The organism is Kitasatospora sp. NPDC028961 (assembly GCF_055564815.1).
Map to the genome: position 1 here is coordinate 10,018 of NZ_JBVHVO010000017.1, position 18,140 is coordinate 28,157.

An 18,140-nucleotide genomic window follows, 5' to 3' on the forward strand; every position below is an offset into this window, starting at 1 on the left:
GGCGGTCTTCGTGCTGGGACCGAACGGCAGCGGGGTGGCGATCCGCGAGCAGGCGGCCCCGTCCGCCGGCTGGGGCGCCTGGAACGGCTCCTTCGGGCCCGCGGCATCCGACCTGAGTGTCGGTCAGAACGCGGACGGGCGGCTGGAGGTGTTCGCCGTGGCGCCGGACCGCAGTTCGATCTCGCACATCTGGCAGACGGAGCCCAACGGCGGGTGGAGTGGCTGGAACGGTGACGGCGGCGCGCCGTTCGGGGGCCCGACCGGCGGTGCGCCGGTGATCGGTCACCAGGCCGACGGGCGGATGGCGGTCTTCGTGCTGGGACCGAACGGCAGCGGGGTGGCGATCCGCGAGCAGGCGGCCCCGTCCGCCGGCTGGGGCGCCTGGAACGGCTCCTTCGGCGGCGCCGCCGCGACCGTGAACGTCAGCCGCAACGCGGACGGCCGGCTGGAGGTGTTCGCCCTCGCCCCCGGCGGAGCCAACATCTCGCACATCTGGCAGAACGCGCCCAACGGCGGCTGGAGTGCCTGGAACGCCGACGGCACCTTCGGCGGCGCCGCCTGGGTGGGCGTATGAACACGTCGAGAGGAACGGTCGAGCCCGCGATGCCACCGCGCACCCGCCCCGCCCGCCACGCGTCGCACGCCTCCAGGGCGACGGCCCGGGCCCTGCTGATGGCGCTCGTGCTCGTCCTCGCCCTGGCCGGCACCGGTCTGGCGACCGCGGGCAGCGCCCGGGCCGACTCGGCCCTCGGCGGCCCGATCACCCGCGGCGAGATCATCGCGCGGGCCCAGTACTGGGTCGACCACCAGCCGGGCCCGTACGACCAGGGCGGCTACTCGCCCGGCCCCGGTGGCGACTTCGACTACCGCCGGGACTGCTCGGGCTACGTGTCGATGGCCTGGCACCTGGACGCCAACGCCTGGACCGGGTCGCTGTCGGACACGTACTCGTACCCCATCGACCGCGGTGACCTGCGCCCCGGCGACATCCTCGACAACTACAGCGAGCACGTCTTCCTCTTCGACCAGTGGCTCGACGGCGACGGCGACTTCTCCTACTACTCCTTCGGCTCGGCGCCGGTCCGACACCTCACCGCCAACATCGGCGACGCCTCACTGGACGGGCACCCCAACGGCTCGTTCAGCGCCCGCCGTTACCACCGGGTGGTCGAGGACGGCCCGGCCGGGCCGCGCCCGTACCCGTCCGGCCGGATGGTCTCCGGCCGCGACGCGGACGGCCGGCTGGAGACCTTCGCCGCGGGCCCGGGCGGTGTCTGGCACACCTGGCAGCTGTCCGTCAACGGCGGCTGGTCGGAATGGGTCGACGAGGGCGGCCCGGGCAACGCCCAGCTGGCGATCGCGCCGAACCAGGACGGCCGGCTGGAGCTGTTCGCGCTCAACGGGAGCATGTTGGCCCACCTCTGGCAGACCGCACCGAACGCCGGCTGGTCGGGGTGGGCCGGCCTCGGCGGCGGCGGGTCCCGGATCGCGGCCGGTGGCAACGCCGACGGGCGGATCGAGGTCTTCGCCTCCAATGCCACCGGGGTGTTCCACACCTGGCAGACCGCGCCCAACGGCGCCTTCGCCGGGTGGGTCGGGGTCGGCGGCCCCGCCGGTGCACGGCTGCAGATGGAGAACGCGCCCGACGGCCGGCTGGAGCTGTTCGCCCTGTCGGACACCACCTTCGGCCACCTGTACCAGACCGCGCCCAACAGCGGCTGGTCGGCCTGGGACTCCTTCGGCGGCGGCGGGCACGGGCTGACGGTCAATCACAACTCGGACGGCCGGCTGGAGGTGTTCACCTCCAGCGGTACCGGGGTGTTCCACCGCTGGCAGACCGGCCCCACCAGCTGGTCGGCCTGGACCGGTACCGGCGGGGGAGCCGCCGACTCCGAGCTGTCCTCGGCGCGTTCCGCCGACGGGCGGATGGAGGTGTTCGCCATCAACGGCGGCACGGCCACCCACCTGTGGCAGACGGCCGTGAACGGCGGCTGGTCGGGCTGGGAGACCTTCGGCGGCGGCGGCACCGCCATCGCCGCGGCCACCAACCAGGACGGCCGGCTGGACGTGCTGGGCAGCAGCGGGTCCGGTGTCTTCCACCGCTGGCAGACCGGTTTCAGCGCCTGGTCCGGGTGGGGCCGGCTGAACTCCACGGACGGACCGGCGCTGGCCTGACGGCCGCCCGCCCCGACGGGGCCCGCCCGGCCGGGAGTTCCGCCGGCCGGGCGGGCCCCGTCGCGTCCGGGGACGGGGTCCCGGTGGCCGGCGCCGGCCGGATCAGCGCGCGAGGAGGCGACGGAGCCAGCGGGTCCGGGCGTCGCGGGCGTCCCGGGCCAGCGCCGAGTGCGGCGCGAGGGTGTCGAAGCCGTGGCAGGCACCGGGCCACACGTGCAGTTCGGCCCGGCCGCCGGCCTGCCAGAGCGCCTGGGCGTAGGCGACGTCCTCGTCCCGGAGGGTCTCGGCCGATCCGACGTCGACGTAGGCCGGGGGCAGCCCGGACAGGTCGGTGGCGCGGGCGGCGGCCGCGTAGGGCGGGAGGTCCGCGGCACCGTACCGGTCACCCAGCAGGGCCTGCCACGCGGTGGCGTTGGAGGTGCGGTCCCAGGTGTCGGTGCCGGCCAGCTGGTGGCTGGAGAAGGAGCGGTCGCGGTCGTCCAGCATCGGGCTGAGCAGCAGTTGCCCGAGCGGGACGGGCCCGCCCCGGTCCCGGGTGAGCAGGGCGAGCGCGGCGGCGAGCCCGCCGCCGGCGCTCTTGCCGCCGAGCACGATGCGCGCCGGGTCGATTCCCAGCCGGTCGGCGTGCGCGGCCGCCCAGGTGAGGCCGGCGTAGCAGTCCTCCACCGGTCCGGGGTACCGCGCCCGCGGTGCCAGCCGGTACTCGACGGAGATGACGGCCAGCTCCAGCGGGAGCGCCCACTCGCGCAGCACCCGGGGGAGGACGGACCAGGCGTTGCCCATGACCATGCCGCCGCCGTGCAGGTAGTACAGCAGCGGCAGCGGCCGGGAGATCCCGGCGGGCCGGGCGCTCAGCAGGGTGACCTCCGGCCCGTCCGGCGGTCCCGGTACCCGGAGTTCGGCCACCTCGAAACGGCCGCCGTCGGTCAGCTCGTGGACGGCGGGCCGGGGCCGGGTCGCGGTGTCCCGGGCCTGGCGGGCCGGCAGGTTCGCCGGGGTGAGCGGCTCCCCGGCCGCGTCGCCCAGAGCCGCCAGCGCGGCGGCCAGCTCGGGGTCGAACGGGGGCGCGGTCCGGGCCCTCGGGGCGGGGCCGGGTGCGGCCGGCGGGTCGGCGACGCTCATGCCCGGCCGTCCGGTCGAGCCCCGGGGCGCCGGCCGGACGGGACCGGGGGGAGGCAGCACGTCGAATGAACGAGGTCCATAGGGCCCAGTCAATCACCCGTCCGGCCGGGCCGCGGCAGCTCCGCCGCCCCCGTGGGCGGCCGGCTCCGGCCCCCCGGGCGGGCCGGTCGGGCGGGGGCCGGGAGAATGGTGGCCATGACCACCACCCTCGATCACCCCGCCGCTGTCGCCGCGGAGACCGCCCGCTTCGTCGCCGTCGTCCGTGCCGCCGACCCGTCCACCGCGGTGCCCACCTGCCCCGGCTGGACGCTGGCCGACCTGGTGCGTCACGCCGGGAGCGTGCAGCGCTGGTTCACCGTGCTGCTGCGGCAGCGGATCCAGGAGCCGCCGCGCAGCCGGGAGGTCGACCTGCGGCTGCCGGAGGGGCCGGACGGCTACCCCGACTGGCTGGCCGAGGCCGCGGTCGAGGCCGGTGCGGAGTTCGCCGCGGCCGACCTCGACGCGCCGATGTGGGCCTGGGGCGCCGACCAGCACGCCCGGTTCTGGGTGCGCCGGATGCTCTTCGAGACCCTGGTGCACCGCGTGGACGCGGAGCTCGCCCTGGGCCTGCACCCCGGGATCGACCCGGCGCTGGCGGCCGACGGCGTCGCGGAGTTCCTGGTCAACCTGCCCTTCGCCGCCGGCTTCGCGCCCGGGACGGCCCTCCTGCGGGCGGACGACCGGACCGTCCGGTTCACCCGCACCGACGGGGCCGGGGACTGGCTGGTCCGGCTGCGGCCCGACGGTTTCGGACTCGACCCGCAGGGTGCCGGGACGGCCGCCGACGTGACCGTGCGCGGCACCGCGGCGGACCTGCTGCTGTTCCTCTACGGCCGGCTGGACCGGGCCGCCGGCCGCTTCGAGGTGACGGGGGACGAGGGCCTGCTGGCGCACTGGGTGGCCAACTCCGCGTTCTGACTCCGCGTTCTGACTTCGCGTTGACCGGCGGGGCCGGCCGTCGCGAACGCGGCGGGCCGGGTGCGGCCGGGGCGGCGCCCCTCGCCACACCCGGCCCCGGGAGCCGGCCCGGTCGGCCCGGTCGGCCCGGTCGGCCCGGTCAGACCCGGTCAGACCCGGTCGGCCGCGATCAGGACGTACTGGAAGGAGCCGTCCTTGTACGAGGAGATGAACGCCTCCTCGATGCCCGTGACGAGCGAGGAGGTCGCGCGCAGCTCCCAGTACGGCAGGGTCGCCGGGGTGAGGTCGATGACGGCCTGCGGCACGAGCCGGTTGTCCGCCATGGCACGCAGGTACTCCCGGCGGGAGTGGATGTTGCACTCGAAGTGCGCGTTGATCTGCGACACCCACTTCGACGGCTGCCCGTAGGCGGGGTTCCAGCAGCCCGTGATGGTGACGTACCGGCCGCCGACCGCCAGCATCCGGGAGTGCTCGGCGAAGAGGTCGTGCAGGTCGACGTACATGCTGGACTCGTTGTTCCACGAGCCCGCCACCTGGCCGGTCTCGAAGGGCATGTCGAGCATGTTGCAGACCCGGGACCGGACCGAGCCGTCGATGCCGAGCTCCCGGGCGCGCCGGTTGCCGAACTCGGCCTGCTTGGCGGAGAGGGTGACGCCCTCGACCTTGCATCCGAAGCGCTGGTGGGCCATCACCATGGAGCCGCCGCGGCCGCAGCCGGCGTCCACCAGGGTGGCGTCCGGGGCGATCGGGCCCAGGTGGTCCAGCAGCACCTCCGCCTGGGCGGACTCCAGCCGGTGCAGCTCGGCGATCACCTTCTTCTCGCGCTCGCTGTCGCCCGGGTCGCCCAGCGAGGCGTGGTCGATGTCGCCGATGCCGTAGTGGTGGTGGTAGAGGCCGTCGACGTCACCGAGGCGCAGGTTGACGGGCCGGGCCTCGTGGTCCCAGTAGCGGGCGATGTCGCCCTGGTAGGGCGTGGCGGGGCCGGGAACGAGGCTGGTGGGCGTGGTGGGGATATCGGTCGTGGTCATGGGTCAGCTCCTTGGTTACCAGAAGTCGGGCAGGCTGTAGCGGTAGGTGTTGGTCCGGTGCCAGTAGTGGTTGCCGTCGATCCACACGGCCACGCCGCGCAGGAAGCGCAGCAGGGGCGGCGCGGGGCAGGCGGCGGCCAGGGCGGCCGCCTCGGCCTCGAAGGCGTGCATGAGGTCGTTGTGGACCTCGACCGCCTTCAGGTAGCCGTCGCGGTCGGTGCCGCCCTCCTGCTCGGCGAGCACCACCGGGAGGTTCAGGTGCCGGCCGGGGCCGGCGAGTTCCTTGGTGTAGGAGTAGAGGTCGTTGACGATCGTGGTGGCGTTGGAACCGAGCGCGATGACCCGTTGCAGGGCGGGCAGCGTGTGCAGGTCGGCGGGCAGCTCGTAGCCGCCGACGGTGTCCGTGATGGTCGGGCACGGGCGGAAGTTGTTGTACTGGCGCATCGCCAGGTACTCCCAGACCGTGGGGACGTGCTCGGTCTCGGCCCAGGCCGCCTCGGCGAGGTACCCCAGGTGCAGGCGCGCCATGTCGTGCCGGAACCGGTCCGCCTGGGACGGGCTCGCGGCGCGGTGGAAGTAGTCCATGGCGGAGCGGTAGGCGCGCCGCGGGGCGTCCTCCTGGAGCGACTCCTCCCAGGCCGGCTGGTACTCCGCCGTGGTGTGCAGGGGGTCGAGCGCGGTGTGCGCGAGGAGCAGCCGCCCGCCGAGGCCGACCGGCGAGCCGCCGTGGTCCTCGCAGTAGCAGTCGTCCACCACGTTCTCGGCGACCATCAGCCGGGCGGCGACCATCAGGTGGTCGGTGTCGGGGGCGTCGGGGTGGCAGGCGACCATGTACCGGCCGATCGAGAACCCGTCGAACTGGTCCTCCCACTCAGGCGGGTACAGCTGGACCTCGTCCACCGCCCAGGCCTTGATCCGGTTGCCGACCTCCTCGACGCGCCCGGGGTCGGGCTCCGGTACCGGGTGGTAGTAGAGGCCCGGAACGGCGCCGCCGGCCTCGGGCGGTGGCGTACGGCGGCCCGGGTGCAGGCCGCCCGTGCCGAGGCCGCTGGGGCCGCTGAGGATCCGCTCCAGGGCGGTACGGCTCATGACCGTACCGCCGAGGTGTCCCCGGTGATCTCCGGTCCGGTGTTCATGGGCATGGACGGGCCTCCCTCCGCGCAGGACCGCGCCGGATGACGGGTCGTCATCCGGCGCGACAGAAGGGGGATCCCGCAGGCGGTACCCCCCTTGCCGTTCGCTGATCAACGGTAGGCGGGGTGGTCTCGGCCGAAGGCCTCCGGAGCGGTTGATCTACTCGATAGGGTGAATGTTCGGGAAGATCGGGTTTCAAGCGCGCGGTGTGCGCGTGGTGGGGACGGCCGGGGCGGCGGCCGACCGGCCCGACGGCCGCCGACGGCCGGGTCCGGTACGGACCCGGGCTCCCGCGCACACGCAGATCGGGGCCGGGTCGGGGCGTGGAGGGCCGGGTCGGGTGGTGCGGGGCCGGAGGTGCGGATCGAGGGGTCGGGGTGCGGCGGGCGTTCCCCGGTGGGGACCGGGGACCACCGGCCCGCCGGGTCAGCCCTCGGGGTACCGCTCGGCGTCCTCCGCCGCGGCGGCGTCCCGCCGGTCCAGGGCTTCGGCGGTCGCGGGGTACTTGGACCGCAGGCGGTCCCGGAGCGAGAGCGAGGGGCCGCCTGCCCCCTCGGAGGCCGCCGGGTCGGCGGCCGGGGCGCGGGTGGGACCGGTCACCGGGGTGGCGGCGTCATGGGCCGGGGTCGCGGAGTCGGGCGCGGAGTCGGGCGCCGGGCCCGCGGGGGCGCGCAGCCGCGCCAGCTCGGCCTCCAGCTCGGCGACCCGGGACCGCAGCTGCTGCGCCTCCTGGGCGGCGTCCCGGTAGAGCTGCTTGTTGCGCTTGCCGACCTCGGAGAGGGTGTCCACCCGGTCCGCGAAGGCGTCGCGCTCACTGGCGATCGGCTGGACGATCTGGCCGGCGACCACCGCCGCGATCCAGTCGACCCACTCGTTGATCCGGGTGGTGCCCAGCGGGCCGATCAGCTCGGCGTCCTGCAGGCCGGTGAGCATGGGACGGCGGATCATGTCGGCGATGCTCCGCTGCGGGCCGCTCTGTTCGGTCACGACTGCTCCTCGATGCTTGCCCCGCGGTGGGGCGGTGGATGCCGCCGGCGTCACGGTCCGCAGGGCAGGTGCCGGTCTCCTCGGCGATCTCCAGCCTAGCCACCTGCGATTCGGCCGTCGCCGGGTGGCCGGGCCGGGGCCCCGGCGGGGGTGTTCCGGGCCGCCCGGCACCCGGTGGGGAGCGCCGGGCCACAGTGGCCGGATCCGGTCGTCCGTGAACGTCGGACACCCCGGGTAGTTCGTGCCGCCAGGGATTTTACCGGGGGTTAACAATCGGCCACCGGGTCGACGGGTCGTGTCCGGACGGGCAAGGCGGCGGGGCCGTTCGGGCAATTGCCGTGGTGAAGCGCCCTCACGGCCGTGATGCCTTGTGGGTACGGCCGGTTGGGCGCCGCCGACAGGCCTCTGACCACCGGCGCTGAAGCTTGATGTCGTGTACAGAGCGACCCTTGACGCGTTCTGCTGATGCTGGTTCAGTTGCGCTGTGGCCTCACGGGAAGCACACGTATCTTACGAATCTCTCATGTATTCCACTCACAGTGATGCGATAGCCGTTGTCGGTCTGTCGTGTCGGTTACCCGGAGCTTCGACTCCCGATGAGCTGTGGCGACTTCTCCGGCACGGTGAAACCTCTGTCACGGAGGTGCCGGAAGGCCGATGGGGTGAATTGCCGACGGATGGCGGACAAACAGTCGAAACCGGCGGATCGATACCCCGATGGGGCGGTTTCCTCGATCAGGTCGACCGATTCGACCCCGGCTTCTTCGGCCTTTCCCCGCGCGAGGCGGTCGCGACGGACCCGCAGCAGCGGCTGATGCTGGAACTCGCCTGGGAGGCCCTGGAGTACGCCGGGATCGTCCCGGCGACGCTCGACGGACGATCGGCCGGTGTCTTCTTCGGTGCGATCTGGGACGACTACGCGACCCTGCTGCACCAGCGCGGTCCGCAGGCCGTCACCCAGCACAGCGTGACCGGGCTGCAGCGCAGCATGATCGCCAACCGGGTCTCCTACACCCTCGGCCTGCGCGGGCCCAGCCTGGTGACCGACACCGGTCAGTCGTCCTCCCTGGTCGCCGTCCACCAGGCCTGTGAGAGCCTGCGTGCCGGCGAGACCGACCTCGCGCTCGCGGGGGGAGTGAACCTCAACCTCGCCCCGCAGAGCAGCATCGCCGTCGCCCGGTTCGGCGGCCTCTCGCCGACCGGCCGGTGCCACACCTTCGACGCCCGCGCGGACGGCTACGTCCGGGGCGAGGGCGGCGCGGTGGTCGTCCTGAAGCGCCTCGCGGACGCGCTCGCCGACGGCGACGGGGTGCACTGCCTGATCCTCGGCGGCGCGGTGAACAACGACGGCGGCGGTGAGGGGCTCACCGCACCCAGCCCGGCGGCCCAGGAGGAGGTCGTCCGGCGCGCCTACCGCCGGGCCGGGGTGGACCCGGCGGACGTCCAGTACGTGGAACTCCACGGCACGGGCACCAAGGTCGGCGATCCGGTGGAGGCCGCGGCCCTCGGCGAAGCCCTCGGGCGGCTCCGGGAGCCCGGGCGGCCGCTGGCGGTCGGCTCGGCGAAGACCAACGTGGGGCACCTCGAAGGCGCCGCCGGGATCGTCGGGCTGCTGAAGGTCGCCCTGAGTCTGCGGCACCGGGAGCTGCCGCCCAGCCTCCACTACGAGCGCCCCCATCCGCTGATTCCGCTGGACTCGCTCCACCTGCGCGTGCAGCGGGAGCTGGGGCCGTGGCCGGAGCCGGACCGGCCGCTGCTGGCGGGCGTGAGCTCGTTCGGCCTCGGCGGGACCAACTGCCATGTGGTGCTGGCCGCCGGGCCCCTGCCGACCGCCTCGGAGCCGGGGCTCTCGGAGGGTGGGCGGACGGAGCGCGGGCGGACGGAGGGCGGGTCCTCGGAGGTCGAGGTTGCGGAGGCCGGGGGCTCGGCGGCCGGGCCTTCGGGCGGCGGGGCGGGGGCGGCCCGGACGGTGCCGTGGCTGCTGTCCGGCCGCTCGCCGGCGGCGCTGCGGGCCCAGGCGGCCGCGCTGCTGGCGCGGCTCGACGAGCGGCCCGGGCTCCGCGCGGCGGACGTCGGGTACTCGCTGGCCGTGACGCGCTCGGCCTTCGAGCAGCGCGCCGCGGTGACCGGTCGGGACGACGCCGGGCTCCGGCGGGGCCTGACGGCGCTGGCCGGGGGCGGGCGCGCCGCCGAGGTGCTGTCGGGGCAGGCGTACGGGCCCGCCCGGCTCGCCTTCCTGTTCGCCGGTCAGGGCAGCCAACGGCCGGGAGCGGGGCGTGTGCTCTACCAGGAACACCCGGTGTTCGCAGCGGCGTTGGACGCCGTCTGCGAGCACGTCGACGCGGCCGCGGCCGCCGCGGGAGCGGGCCCGGACCGGCCGCTGCGGGACGTGCTCTTCGCGGCACCGGGCTCCGCCGCCGCGGATCTGCTGGACGGCACCGGTGTCGCGCAGCCCGCCCTGTTCGCGATCGAGGTCGCCCTGTTCCGGCTGCTGGAGAGCCGGGGCGTCCGACCGGACCTCCTGCTCGGCCACTCCGTCGGCGAACTGGCCGCCGCCCACGTCGCCGGGGTGTTCCCGCTCGCGGACGCCTGCACGCTGGTGACCGCCCGCGGCCGGCTCATGCAGGCGCTCCCGCCCGGCGGCGCCATGGCGGCGCTGCAGGCCGGTGAGCAGGAGGTGCTCCCGCTGCTGGCCGGCCGGGAGCACCTGGTCGGCCTCGCCGCCGTCAACGGCCCGGAGGCGACCGTCGTCGCCGGGGACGCCGAGGAGGTCGAGCGGATCGCGGCCCACTGGCGGACCGCCGGCCGCCGGACCAGAAGGCTGCGGGTGAGCCACGCGTTCCACTCCCCGCACATGGACGCCGTGCTGGACGACTTCCGCGGCGTCGTGGCGGCCCTGGACCTCCGGCCGCCGGAGCTGCCGGTCGTGTCCACGGTCACCGGCGATCTCGTCACGGCCGAGGAGTTCGGCTCGGCCGAGTACTGGGTGCGGCACGTGCGCCGGCCGGTCCGGTTCCTCGACGGCATGCGCCGGCTGGAGCGCGAGGGCGTCACCGCCTACCTGGAGCTCGGGCCGGACGGCACGCTCGCCACGATGGGCCGGGACTGTCTGACCGAGCCCGCGCGGCCGGGCGCCGGTCCCGTCCTCGTGCCCACGCTCCGCAAGGACCGGCCCGAGGCCGACGCGCTGGTCACCGCACTCGCCCGGCTGCACGTCCACGGCGTCGAGGTGGACTGGGCGGCGGAGTTCGCCGGGCACGGCGCCCGGCGGGTCGAGCTGCCCACCTACGCGTTCCAGCGGGAGCGGTACTGGCTCGGGGGCAGCGTGCTCTCGCCGGCCCCGGTGGCCGGGACGGCTCCCGCGCCTTCCGCGCCTCCCGGGGCCGACGCGGTCGAGCGGCCGGAGCGGGCGCCGGTCGGCGACCGGGGCCCGGGCGCGCTGCTCGACCTGGTGCGCTCCGAGGCGGCCGCCGTGCTCGGCCACCACGACGCCGGGCCGGTCGACCCCGGGCTCTCCTTCAAGGAGCTGGGCTTCGACTCGCTGACCGCGGTGGAGCTGCGGGACCGGCTCGGCGCGGCCACCGGGCTGCGGCTGCCGACCGGTCTGCTGTTCGACCATCCGACGCCTCTCGTCCTCGCCGAGCGGCTGGGCGCCCTGCTCCAGCCGGCGGACCGCGCGGCGGGCTCCGGGGCCCTGGCGGAGCTGGACCGGCTGGAGCGGTCGCTGGCCGCGCTCGGGCCGGACAGCGCCGCCTGGGAGCGGGTCGAGGCCCGGCTGCGGTCCCTGCTGGCCGCCAGGCCGCGAACCGACGGCGACGACCCGAAGCCGAACAGGCTGCGGACGGCGACGGTCGACGAGCTCTTCGCCTTCATCGACCAGGAGTTCCGCACCTCCTGACGCGCCCCGACGCGCGATGTCCGAACCTTCCGCACGGCCGCACCGACACGGAGTGAGAGCAGTGGCGAACGAGGAGAAGCTGGTCGAGTACCTCAGGTGGGTGACCACCGACCTGTACCGGACCAGGGAGCGGCTGCGGGCGGTGGAGGCCGCGTCGGGCGAGCCGGTGGCCGTGGTGGGCATCGGCTGCCGGTACCCCGGCGGGGTGCGGTCCCCGGAGGACCTGTGGCGGCTGGTGCTGGACGGCGGGGACGTCGTGGGGCCGCTGCCGACCGACCGGGGCTGGGACCTGGCGGAGCTGTTCGACCCGGAGGCCGGGCGGCCGGGGTCCAGCTATGTGCGGGCCGGTGGGTTCCTGGACGCGGTGGCCGAGTTCGACGCGGGGTTCTTCGGGATCTCGCCGCGTGAGGCGCTGGCGATGGACCCGCAGCAGCGGTTGCTGCTGGAGACCTCGTGGGAGGCGGTGGAGCGGGCGGGGATCGACCCGCTGTCGCTGCGGGGGAGCCGGACGGGCGTCTTCGCCGGGGCGACCTTCCAGGAGTACGGCCCCCGGCTGCACGAGGGCTCGGAGGACCAGGGCGGCTATCTGCTGACCGGCGTCACCCCCAGCGTGATCTCGGGGCGGGTCGCCTACGCGCTGGGCCTGGAGGGGCCGGCGCTGACGGTGGACACGGCGTGTTCCTCGTCGCTGGTGGCGCTGCACCTCGCGGTGCGGTCCCTGCGGTCGGGCGAGTGCGACCTGGCGCTGGCCGGCGGGGTCACGGTGATGCCGACCCCGGGCATGTTCGTCGAGTTCAGCCGGCAGCAGGGCCTGGCCCCGGACGGACGGTGCAAGCCGTTCGCCGCCGCCGCGGACGGCACGGGCTGGAGCGAGGGCGTCGGTGTCCTGCTGGTGGAACGGCTGTCGGACGCGGTGCGCAACGGGCATCCGGTGTTGGCGGTGGTGCGGGGCAGCGCGGTGAACCAGGACGGTGCGTCGAACGGTCTGACGGCGCCGAACGGTCCTTCGCAGCAGCGGGTGATCCGGCAGGCGCTGGCGGACGCGGGGCTCTCGGCGCAGGAGGTGGACGCCGTGGAGGCCCATGGCACGGGCACCCGCCTCGGCGACCCGATCGAGGCCGAGGCACTGCTGGCCACGTACGGTCAGGGCCGGTCCGAGGGGGCGCCGCCGCTCCGGTTGGGCTCGGTGAAGTCGAACATCGGGCACACCCAGGCGGCCGCCGGGGTGGCCGGCGTGATCAAGATGGTGTCGGCGATGCGGGCGGGCGTGCTGCCCAGGACGCTGCACGTGGACGAGCCGTCCCCGCACGTGGACTGGAGCTCGGGAGCGGTCGAACTGCTGACCGAGGCCCGGGAGTGGCTCCCGGGCGCGCGGCCGCGCCGCGCGGCCGTCTCCTCCTTCGGGATCAGCGGGACCAACGCGCACGTGGTGCTGGAGCAGGCGCCGGCCGAGGAGCCCGGCGAGGAGCCGGCCGGGCCGGAGAGCGGTCCGGAGAGCGGTCCGGCGGTGGTGCCGTGGCTGCTCTCGGGGCGCTCGCCGGAGGCGCTGGCCGCGCAGGCCCGGAGTCTGCTGGCGCACCTGGACGCCCGGGGTGCCCTGGATGCTCGGGGTGCTCTGGATACCCAGGGTGCTCTGGACGTCCGGGGTGCTCTGGACGTCCGGGGCGGCGAACGGCCGGTGGACATCGGCCTCGCGACGGTGGTCACCCGGTCGGTCTTCGAGCACCGCGCCGTGCTACTGGCCGACCGGGCGGACCGGGAGGCGTTCCGGACCGGGCTGGCGGCACTGGCCGAGGGCCGGTCCGTCCCGCAGGTGATCGTGGGCGACGCGGCGGTCCGTCCCGGCCGGGTGGTGTTCGTGTTCCCGGGGCAGGGGGCCCAGTGGGCGGGGATGGGCGGGGAGTTGCTGGATTCCTCGCCGGTGTTCGCGGCGCGGTTGGCGGAGTGCGCGGAGGCGTTGCGGCCGTTCGTCGACTGGGATCTGCTCGATGTGCTGCGTGGGGCGCCCGGTGCTCCGTCGTTGGAGCGGGTGGATGTGGTGCAGCCGGTGTCGTTCGCGGTGATGGTGTCGTTGGCGGAGTTGTGGCGTTCGTACGGTGTGGAGCCGTCGGCGGTGGTGGGGCATTCGCAGGGGGAGATCGCGGCGGCGTGTGTGGCGGGTGCGTTGTCGCTGTCGGAGGCGGCGCGGATCGTGGCGTTGCGCAGCCGGGTGATCGCGGAGCGGCTGGCGGGCCTGGGCGGGATGGTGTCGCTGGCGCTGAGCCCGGTGCGGGCGGGGGAGTTGGTGGCTGCCGCGGAGGGCCGGTTGTCGGTGGCGGCGGTGAACGGGCCCGGCTCGGTGGTGGTGTCGGGGGAGCCGGCGGCGTTGGAGGGGCTGCTGGCGGACTGTGAGGCGCGGGGGGTGCGGGCGCGCCGGATCCCGGTCGACTACGCCTCGCACTCCGCGCAGGTCGAGACCGTCCGGGAGCACCTGCTCGCGGCCCTCGGTCCGGACCGGGCGGCGGCCTCGGAGGTGGCGTTCTACTCCACCGTCACCGGCGACCTCCTGGACACCGAGGGGATCGACGCCGACTACTGGTACCGCAACCTGCGCGAGACCGTGCACTTCGACCAGGCCGTCCACCGGCTCTCCGCACAGGGCCACGGCGTCTTCATCGAGGTCAGCCCCCACCCCGTGCTACGCCCGGGCATCGAGGAGACGGTCGAGGAACTCGGCCGTGACGCCGTCGTGGTGGGAACGCTGCGCCGGAACGAGGGCGGACCCGAACGCTTCCTCACCTCGGCCGCCGAGGCCTTCGTCCGGGGCGGTCCGGTGGACTGGACGGCCGCGTTCGCGGGCACCGGTGCCACCCCGGCGAGCCTGCCGACGTACGCGTTCCAACGGCAGTCCTACTGGTGGCGGCCGGCCCCGGGAGCGTCGGGTGACGCGAGCACCCTGGGACTCACCCCGGTCGACCACCCCTTCCTGGGCGCGGCACTCGCGCTGCCCGACTCCGACGGCGTCCTCGTCACCGGTCGGCTCTCGCTGGCCGAGCACCCGTGGCTGGCGGACCACACCGTCCTCGGGACGACGGTGGTCCCGGGCACGGCCCTGCTGGAGCTGGTCTTCCAGGCCGCCGACCGGGCCGGCTGCGGCCGGGTCGAGGAGCTCACGCTGCACGCCCCGCTCGTCCTGCCGGACCAGGGCGCGGTGTCGCTCCAGGTGGTGGTCGGCGCGCCCGACGAGGCCGGGCGACGACCGGTGAGCCTGCACTCCCAGCCGGCGGGGGCGCCGGCCGAGCAGCCGTGGACCAGGCACGCCACCGGCCTGGCGGGGCCCGCCGGACCGGTAGGAGGGGCCGGAGCGGCCGGGGAACACGACGCCGGGCCGGCGGCCTGGCCCCCGCCGGGAGCAGGGCCCGTCCGGATCGACGGGCTGTACGCGGGCCTGGCCGAGACCGGTCTGCCCTACGGGCCGGCCTTCCGGGGCGTCAGGGCGGCCTGGCGGCGGGGCGACGAGGTGTTCGCCGAGGTCGCGCTGCCCGAGGACGCCGCCGACGGCGCCGACCGCTTCGCCGTGCACCCGGCGCTGCTGGACGCCGCGCTGCACGTCATCGGCCTGGCCGGGCCGGCCGCCGAAACGGCGGACGGCCTGCCGCAGTTGCCGTTCGCCTGGGAGGGCCTGACGCTGCACGCCGTCGGTGCGACCGCGCTGCGGGTCACGGTCACCCCGCTGGGGGCCGGCAAGGTGGCGCTGAGCGTCGCCGACACCACGGGCCGGCCGGTCGCCGGGATCGAGTCCCTGGCGCTGCGGCCGGTCACCCGGGAGCAGCTGGACGAGGTCGGCCGGGCCCACGGCGAGGCGCTCTTCCAGGTCGACTGGGTGGCCGTCGGCGCGCCCGCCGCCACCGCGTCGGGCTCCGGAGGCGACTGGGCCGTGGTGGGCCCCGGGGGCGCCGGCTCCGACGGCCCGGTGGTCGGCGGGAGGTTCGCCGATCTGCGCTCGCTGGCGGAGGCGGCGACGCGGACGAACGGTGCCGTGCCGGAGGTGGTCCTCCTGCCCTGCGCCGCCCCGGCCGCGACCCCCGGCGCGGCCGACCTCGGGGCGGCGGCCCGCGCGCTGGCCGCCGACGTCCTCGACGCGCTCCGGACCTGGCTGGCCGACGACCGGTTCGCCGCCTCCCGCCTGGTGGTGGTGACCAGGGGCGCCGTGACCGTCCGCCCCGGCGAGGGAGCGGCCGCACCGGTGCAGGCCCCGGTGTGGGGCCTGGTGCGGGCCGCGCAGGCCGAGAACCCCGGCCGCTTCGTCCTGCTGGACCTGGACGAGGGCGACGCCCCACCGGCGCTGCTGGCCGCGGCCGTCCACTCCGGTGAGCCCCAACTCGCCCTTCGCGACGGCACGCTGAGCGTCCCCCGGCTCGCCGGGGCGGCAGCGGCGCTGACGCCGCCGGTCGGCGCGGCCGCCTGGCGGCTGGACATCGAGGGCAAGGGCACCCTGGAGAACCTGGCGCTGCTGCCGGGCCCGGACGACTCCGCCACCGGCCCGCTGGCCGAGGGCCGGGTCCGGATCGCGGTCCGCGCCGCCGGACTCAACTTCCGTGACGTCGTGGTCGCGCTGGGTCTGGTCCCGAGGCTCGACGGGCTCGGCATCGAGGGCGCCGGCGTGGTCACCGGGATCGGCCCCGGGGTGGCCGGGCTCGCCGTCGGCGACCGGGTGATGGGCCTGTTCTCCGGCGCGTTCGGACCGGTCGCGGTGGCCGACCACCGGGCCGTCGTCCCGATGCCCGACGGCTGGTCGTTCGCCGAGGCGGCCGCCGTCCCGGTGGTCTTCCTGACCGCCTACCACGGCCTGCGGGACCTGGCGGACCTGCGGCGCGGCGAGAGCGTCCTGGTGCACTCGGCGGCCGGCGGGGTCGGCATGGCCGCGGTGCAGCTGGCCCGGCACTGGGGGGCCGAGGTCTACGGCACGGCCGGCCCGGGCAAGTGGGGCACGCTGCGCGCGTCGGGTCTGGACGAGGCGCACATCGCCTCCTCCCGGGACCTCGGCTTCGAGCAGCGGATCCTGGCGGCGACCGGCGGGCGCGGGGTCTCGGTCGTGCTCAACTCGCTGGCCGGCGAGTTCGTCGACGCCTCCCTGCGGCTGCTGACACGGGGCGGGCGCTTCCTGGAGATGGGGAAGACCGACCACCGGGACGGGGCCGAGGTGGCCGCCGCGCACCCCGGCGTCGACTACCGGATCTTCGACCTGATGGAGGTCGACCCCGGGCGGATCGGCGCGATGCTCCGGGAGGTCCTGGCCCTGTTCGCGGCCGGGGCCCTGCACCGGACGCCGCTGACCGTCTGGGACGTCCGGCGGGCCCCCGAGGCGTTCCGCCACCTCCGCCAGGCCCGGCACATCGGGAAGATCGTCCTGACCGTGCCCGCCGCGCCGGACCCGGACGGCACCGCGCTGATCACCGGCGCCCCGGGGACGCTGGGCGCGCTGACCGCCCGGCACCTGGTGACCCACCACGGCGTACGGCACCTGCTCCTGGCCTCGCGCCGGGGCGCGAAGGCCGACGGAGCCGCCGCCCTCGCCGCCGAGCTGACCGCCCTCGGCGCCACCGTGACCGTCGCCGCGTGCGACGTCACGGACGGCGGGGCGGTCGCCCGTCTGCTGGCCGGGATCCCGGCGGAGCACCCGCTGACGGCGGTGGTCCACACGGCGGGCGTGCTGGACGACGGGGTCGTCACCTCGCTGGACCGGGCGCGGCTGGACGGCGTCATGGCGCCGAAGGTGGACGCCGCCTGGCACCTGCACCGGCAGACCGAGCACCTGGACCTCGCGGTGTTCGCCCTGTTCTCCTCCGCCACCGCCCTGGTGGGCGCCGCCGGACAGGGCAACTACGCGGCGGCCAACGCCTTCCTGGACGCCCTGGCCGCGCACCGGCGCTCGCGCGGCCTCCCGGCCCTCGCACTCGCCTGGGGGCTGTGGGCCGAACGCAGCGCCATGACGGGGCACCTCGACGGCGCCGACCTCGACCGGATGCGGCGGGTCGGCATGGGCGCGCTGTCCACCGAGGAGGGGCTGGCACTCTTCGACGCCGCCCACCGCGCGGCCGCGCCGGTCCTGGTGCCGATGCGTCTGGACACCGCCTCCCTGCGGGCACGGGCGGCCTCCGGCGCCGGGCAGGCCGCCGTACCGCCGCTGCTGCGCGGGCTGGTTCGGGTGTCCGGCCGCCGGCCGGCCGCCGCGGCCTCGCCCACCGGGGGGACGACGCTGGCCCAGCGGCTCGCCGGCCTCCGCGGGCCCGAGCGCGAGCGGCTGGTCCTGGACCTGGTGCTCGACGAGACGGCCGTGGTGCTGGGGCACGGTCTCGCCGGCGCGGTCGACGCCCGCCGGGCTTTCCGGGACCTCGGCTTCGACTCGCTGGCCGCCACCGAGCTGCGGAACCGGCTGAACGCCGCGACCGGACTGCGGTTGCCGACCACCACCGTGTTCGACCACCCGACGCCCGCCGAACTCGCGGCCCTGCTGCGGGCCCGGCTCGTCGGCGAGGCCGAGGCCACCGGGGCGCCGGTACCGGACGCCCGCGCCGGGGCGGCCGTCTACCAGGAACTCGACCGGCTGGAGGGCGCGCTCGGCGCGGTGGCGCAGGACGACGAGGCGGTCGCCGGCATCACCGAGCGCCTCGAAGCCCTCCTCGGGAAGTGGAAGGAGGCCCGCGCCTTCGAGCCGGGGGCCACCGAGGACCGGCGGGACTACGAGTCCGCCACCGTCGACGACATCTTCTCGCTCATCGACGAGGAATTCGGCCTGTCCTGATCCGCCCCCGCTCCGCCCGGTCCCGTGCTGCCCCGCCCCGCTCCGTGCTGCCCCG

At 75.7% G+C, this 18,140-nt stretch carries 9 protein-coding genes; 5 read left to right on the plus strand and 4 right to left on the minus strand.

All coding sequences use genetic code 11. The features are described 5' to 3' along the window. Together ACZ4UX_RS25250 and ACZ4UX_RS25255 are read left to right on the plus strand one after the other, a co-directional pair. Positions 1-574 (plus strand): DUF8189 domain-containing protein (locus ACZ4UX_RS25250; protein WP_465708324.1); only part of this gene is annotated, 574 nt, incomplete at its 5' end. Next, positions 571-2,175: a PLL family lectin gene (locus ACZ4UX_RS25255; RefSeq protein WP_465708325.1), complete on the plus strand. Its 1,605-nt coding sequence runs from the start codon at positions 571-573 to the stop codon at positions 2,173-2,175. The genes ACZ4UX_RS25250 and ACZ4UX_RS25255, both read left to right, overlap by 4 nt. Positions 2,176-2,277: 102 nt before the next feature. Here the strand turns inward: ACZ4UX_RS25255 and ACZ4UX_RS25260 are convergent, their stop codons facing one another. After that, complete coding sequence (locus ACZ4UX_RS25260; protein WP_465708326.1) at positions 2,278-3,297, minus strand: alpha/beta hydrolase; 1,020 nt, start codon at positions 3,295-3,297, stop codon at positions 2,278-2,280. 195 nt (positions 3,298-3,492) lie between these two features. Between ACZ4UX_RS25260 and ACZ4UX_RS25265 the strand changes: the two genes are divergently transcribed. Then, positions 3,493-4,254 (plus strand): maleylpyruvate isomerase family mycothiol-dependent enzyme, encoded by a 762-nt coding sequence (locus tag ACZ4UX_RS25265; RefSeq protein ID WP_329491087.1) that lies wholly within the window; start codon positions 3,493-3,495, stop codon positions 4,252-4,254. 149 nt (positions 4,255-4,403) lie between these two features. Here the strand turns inward: ACZ4UX_RS25265 and ACZ4UX_RS25270 are convergent, their stop codons facing one another. From ACZ4UX_RS25270 to ACZ4UX_RS25280, 3 genes are all read right to left on the minus strand, one after another. Beyond that, on the minus strand, positions 4,404-5,282 hold the full coding sequence (locus ACZ4UX_RS25270) for a geranyl diphosphate 2-C-methyltransferase (protein ID WP_465708327.1): 879 nt from the start codon (positions 5,280-5,282) through the stop codon (positions 4,404-4,406). A gap of 15 nt (positions 5,283-5,297) precedes the next feature. Further along, positions 5,298-6,530 carry a family 2 encapsulin nanocompartment cargo protein terpene cyclase gene (locus ACZ4UX_RS25275; RefSeq protein ID WP_465708328.1) on the minus strand — a complete coding sequence of 411 codons (1,233 nt, stop codon included), beginning with the start codon at positions 6,528-6,530 and terminating at the stop codon, positions 5,298-5,300. A gap of 312 nt (positions 6,531-6,842) precedes the next feature. Next, a complete protein-coding gene (locus ACZ4UX_RS25280; protein WP_465708329.1) occupies positions 6,843-7,403 on the minus strand; it encodes a hypothetical protein in 561 nt (186 codons plus the stop codon). Between the two features lie 523 nt (positions 7,404-7,926). On the opposite strand from ACZ4UX_RS25280, the gene ACZ4UX_RS25285 reads away from it, so the two are divergent. Then, positions 7,927-11,301, plus strand: coding sequence for a type I polyketide synthase (locus tag ACZ4UX_RS25285; RefSeq protein WP_465708330.1), 3,375 nt, complete (start codon positions 7,927-7,929; stop codon positions 11,299-11,301). A gap of 61 nt (positions 11,302-11,362) precedes the next feature. Continuing rightward, positions 11,363-18,085 carry an SDR family NAD(P)-dependent oxidoreductase gene (locus ACZ4UX_RS25290; RefSeq protein ID WP_465708331.1) on the plus strand — a complete coding sequence of 2,241 codons (6,723 nt, stop codon included), beginning with the start codon at positions 11,363-11,365 and terminating at the stop codon, positions 18,083-18,085. The last annotated feature ends 55 nt before the right edge of the window (positions 18,086-18,140 follow it).

Coding starts and splice junctions, on each gene's coding strand:
- ACZ4UX_RS25255 (WP_465708325.1), top strand. CDS start 571: ATGAACACGTCGAGAGGAACGGTCGAGCCCGCGATGCCACCGCGCACC.
- ACZ4UX_RS25260 (WP_465708326.1), bottom strand. CDS start 3,297: ATGAGCGTCGCCGACCCGCCGGCCGCACCCGGCCCCGCCCCGAGGGCC.
- ACZ4UX_RS25265 (WP_329491087.1), top strand. CDS start 3,493: ATGACCACCACCCTCGATCACCCCGCCGCTGTCGCCGCGGAGACCGCC.
- ACZ4UX_RS25270 (WP_465708327.1), bottom strand. CDS start 5,282: ATGACCACGACCGATATCCCCACCACGCCCACCAGCCTCGTTCCCGGC.
- ACZ4UX_RS25285 (WP_465708330.1), top strand. CDS start 7,927: ATGTATTCCACTCACAGTGATGCGATAGCCGTTGTCGGTCTGTCGTGT.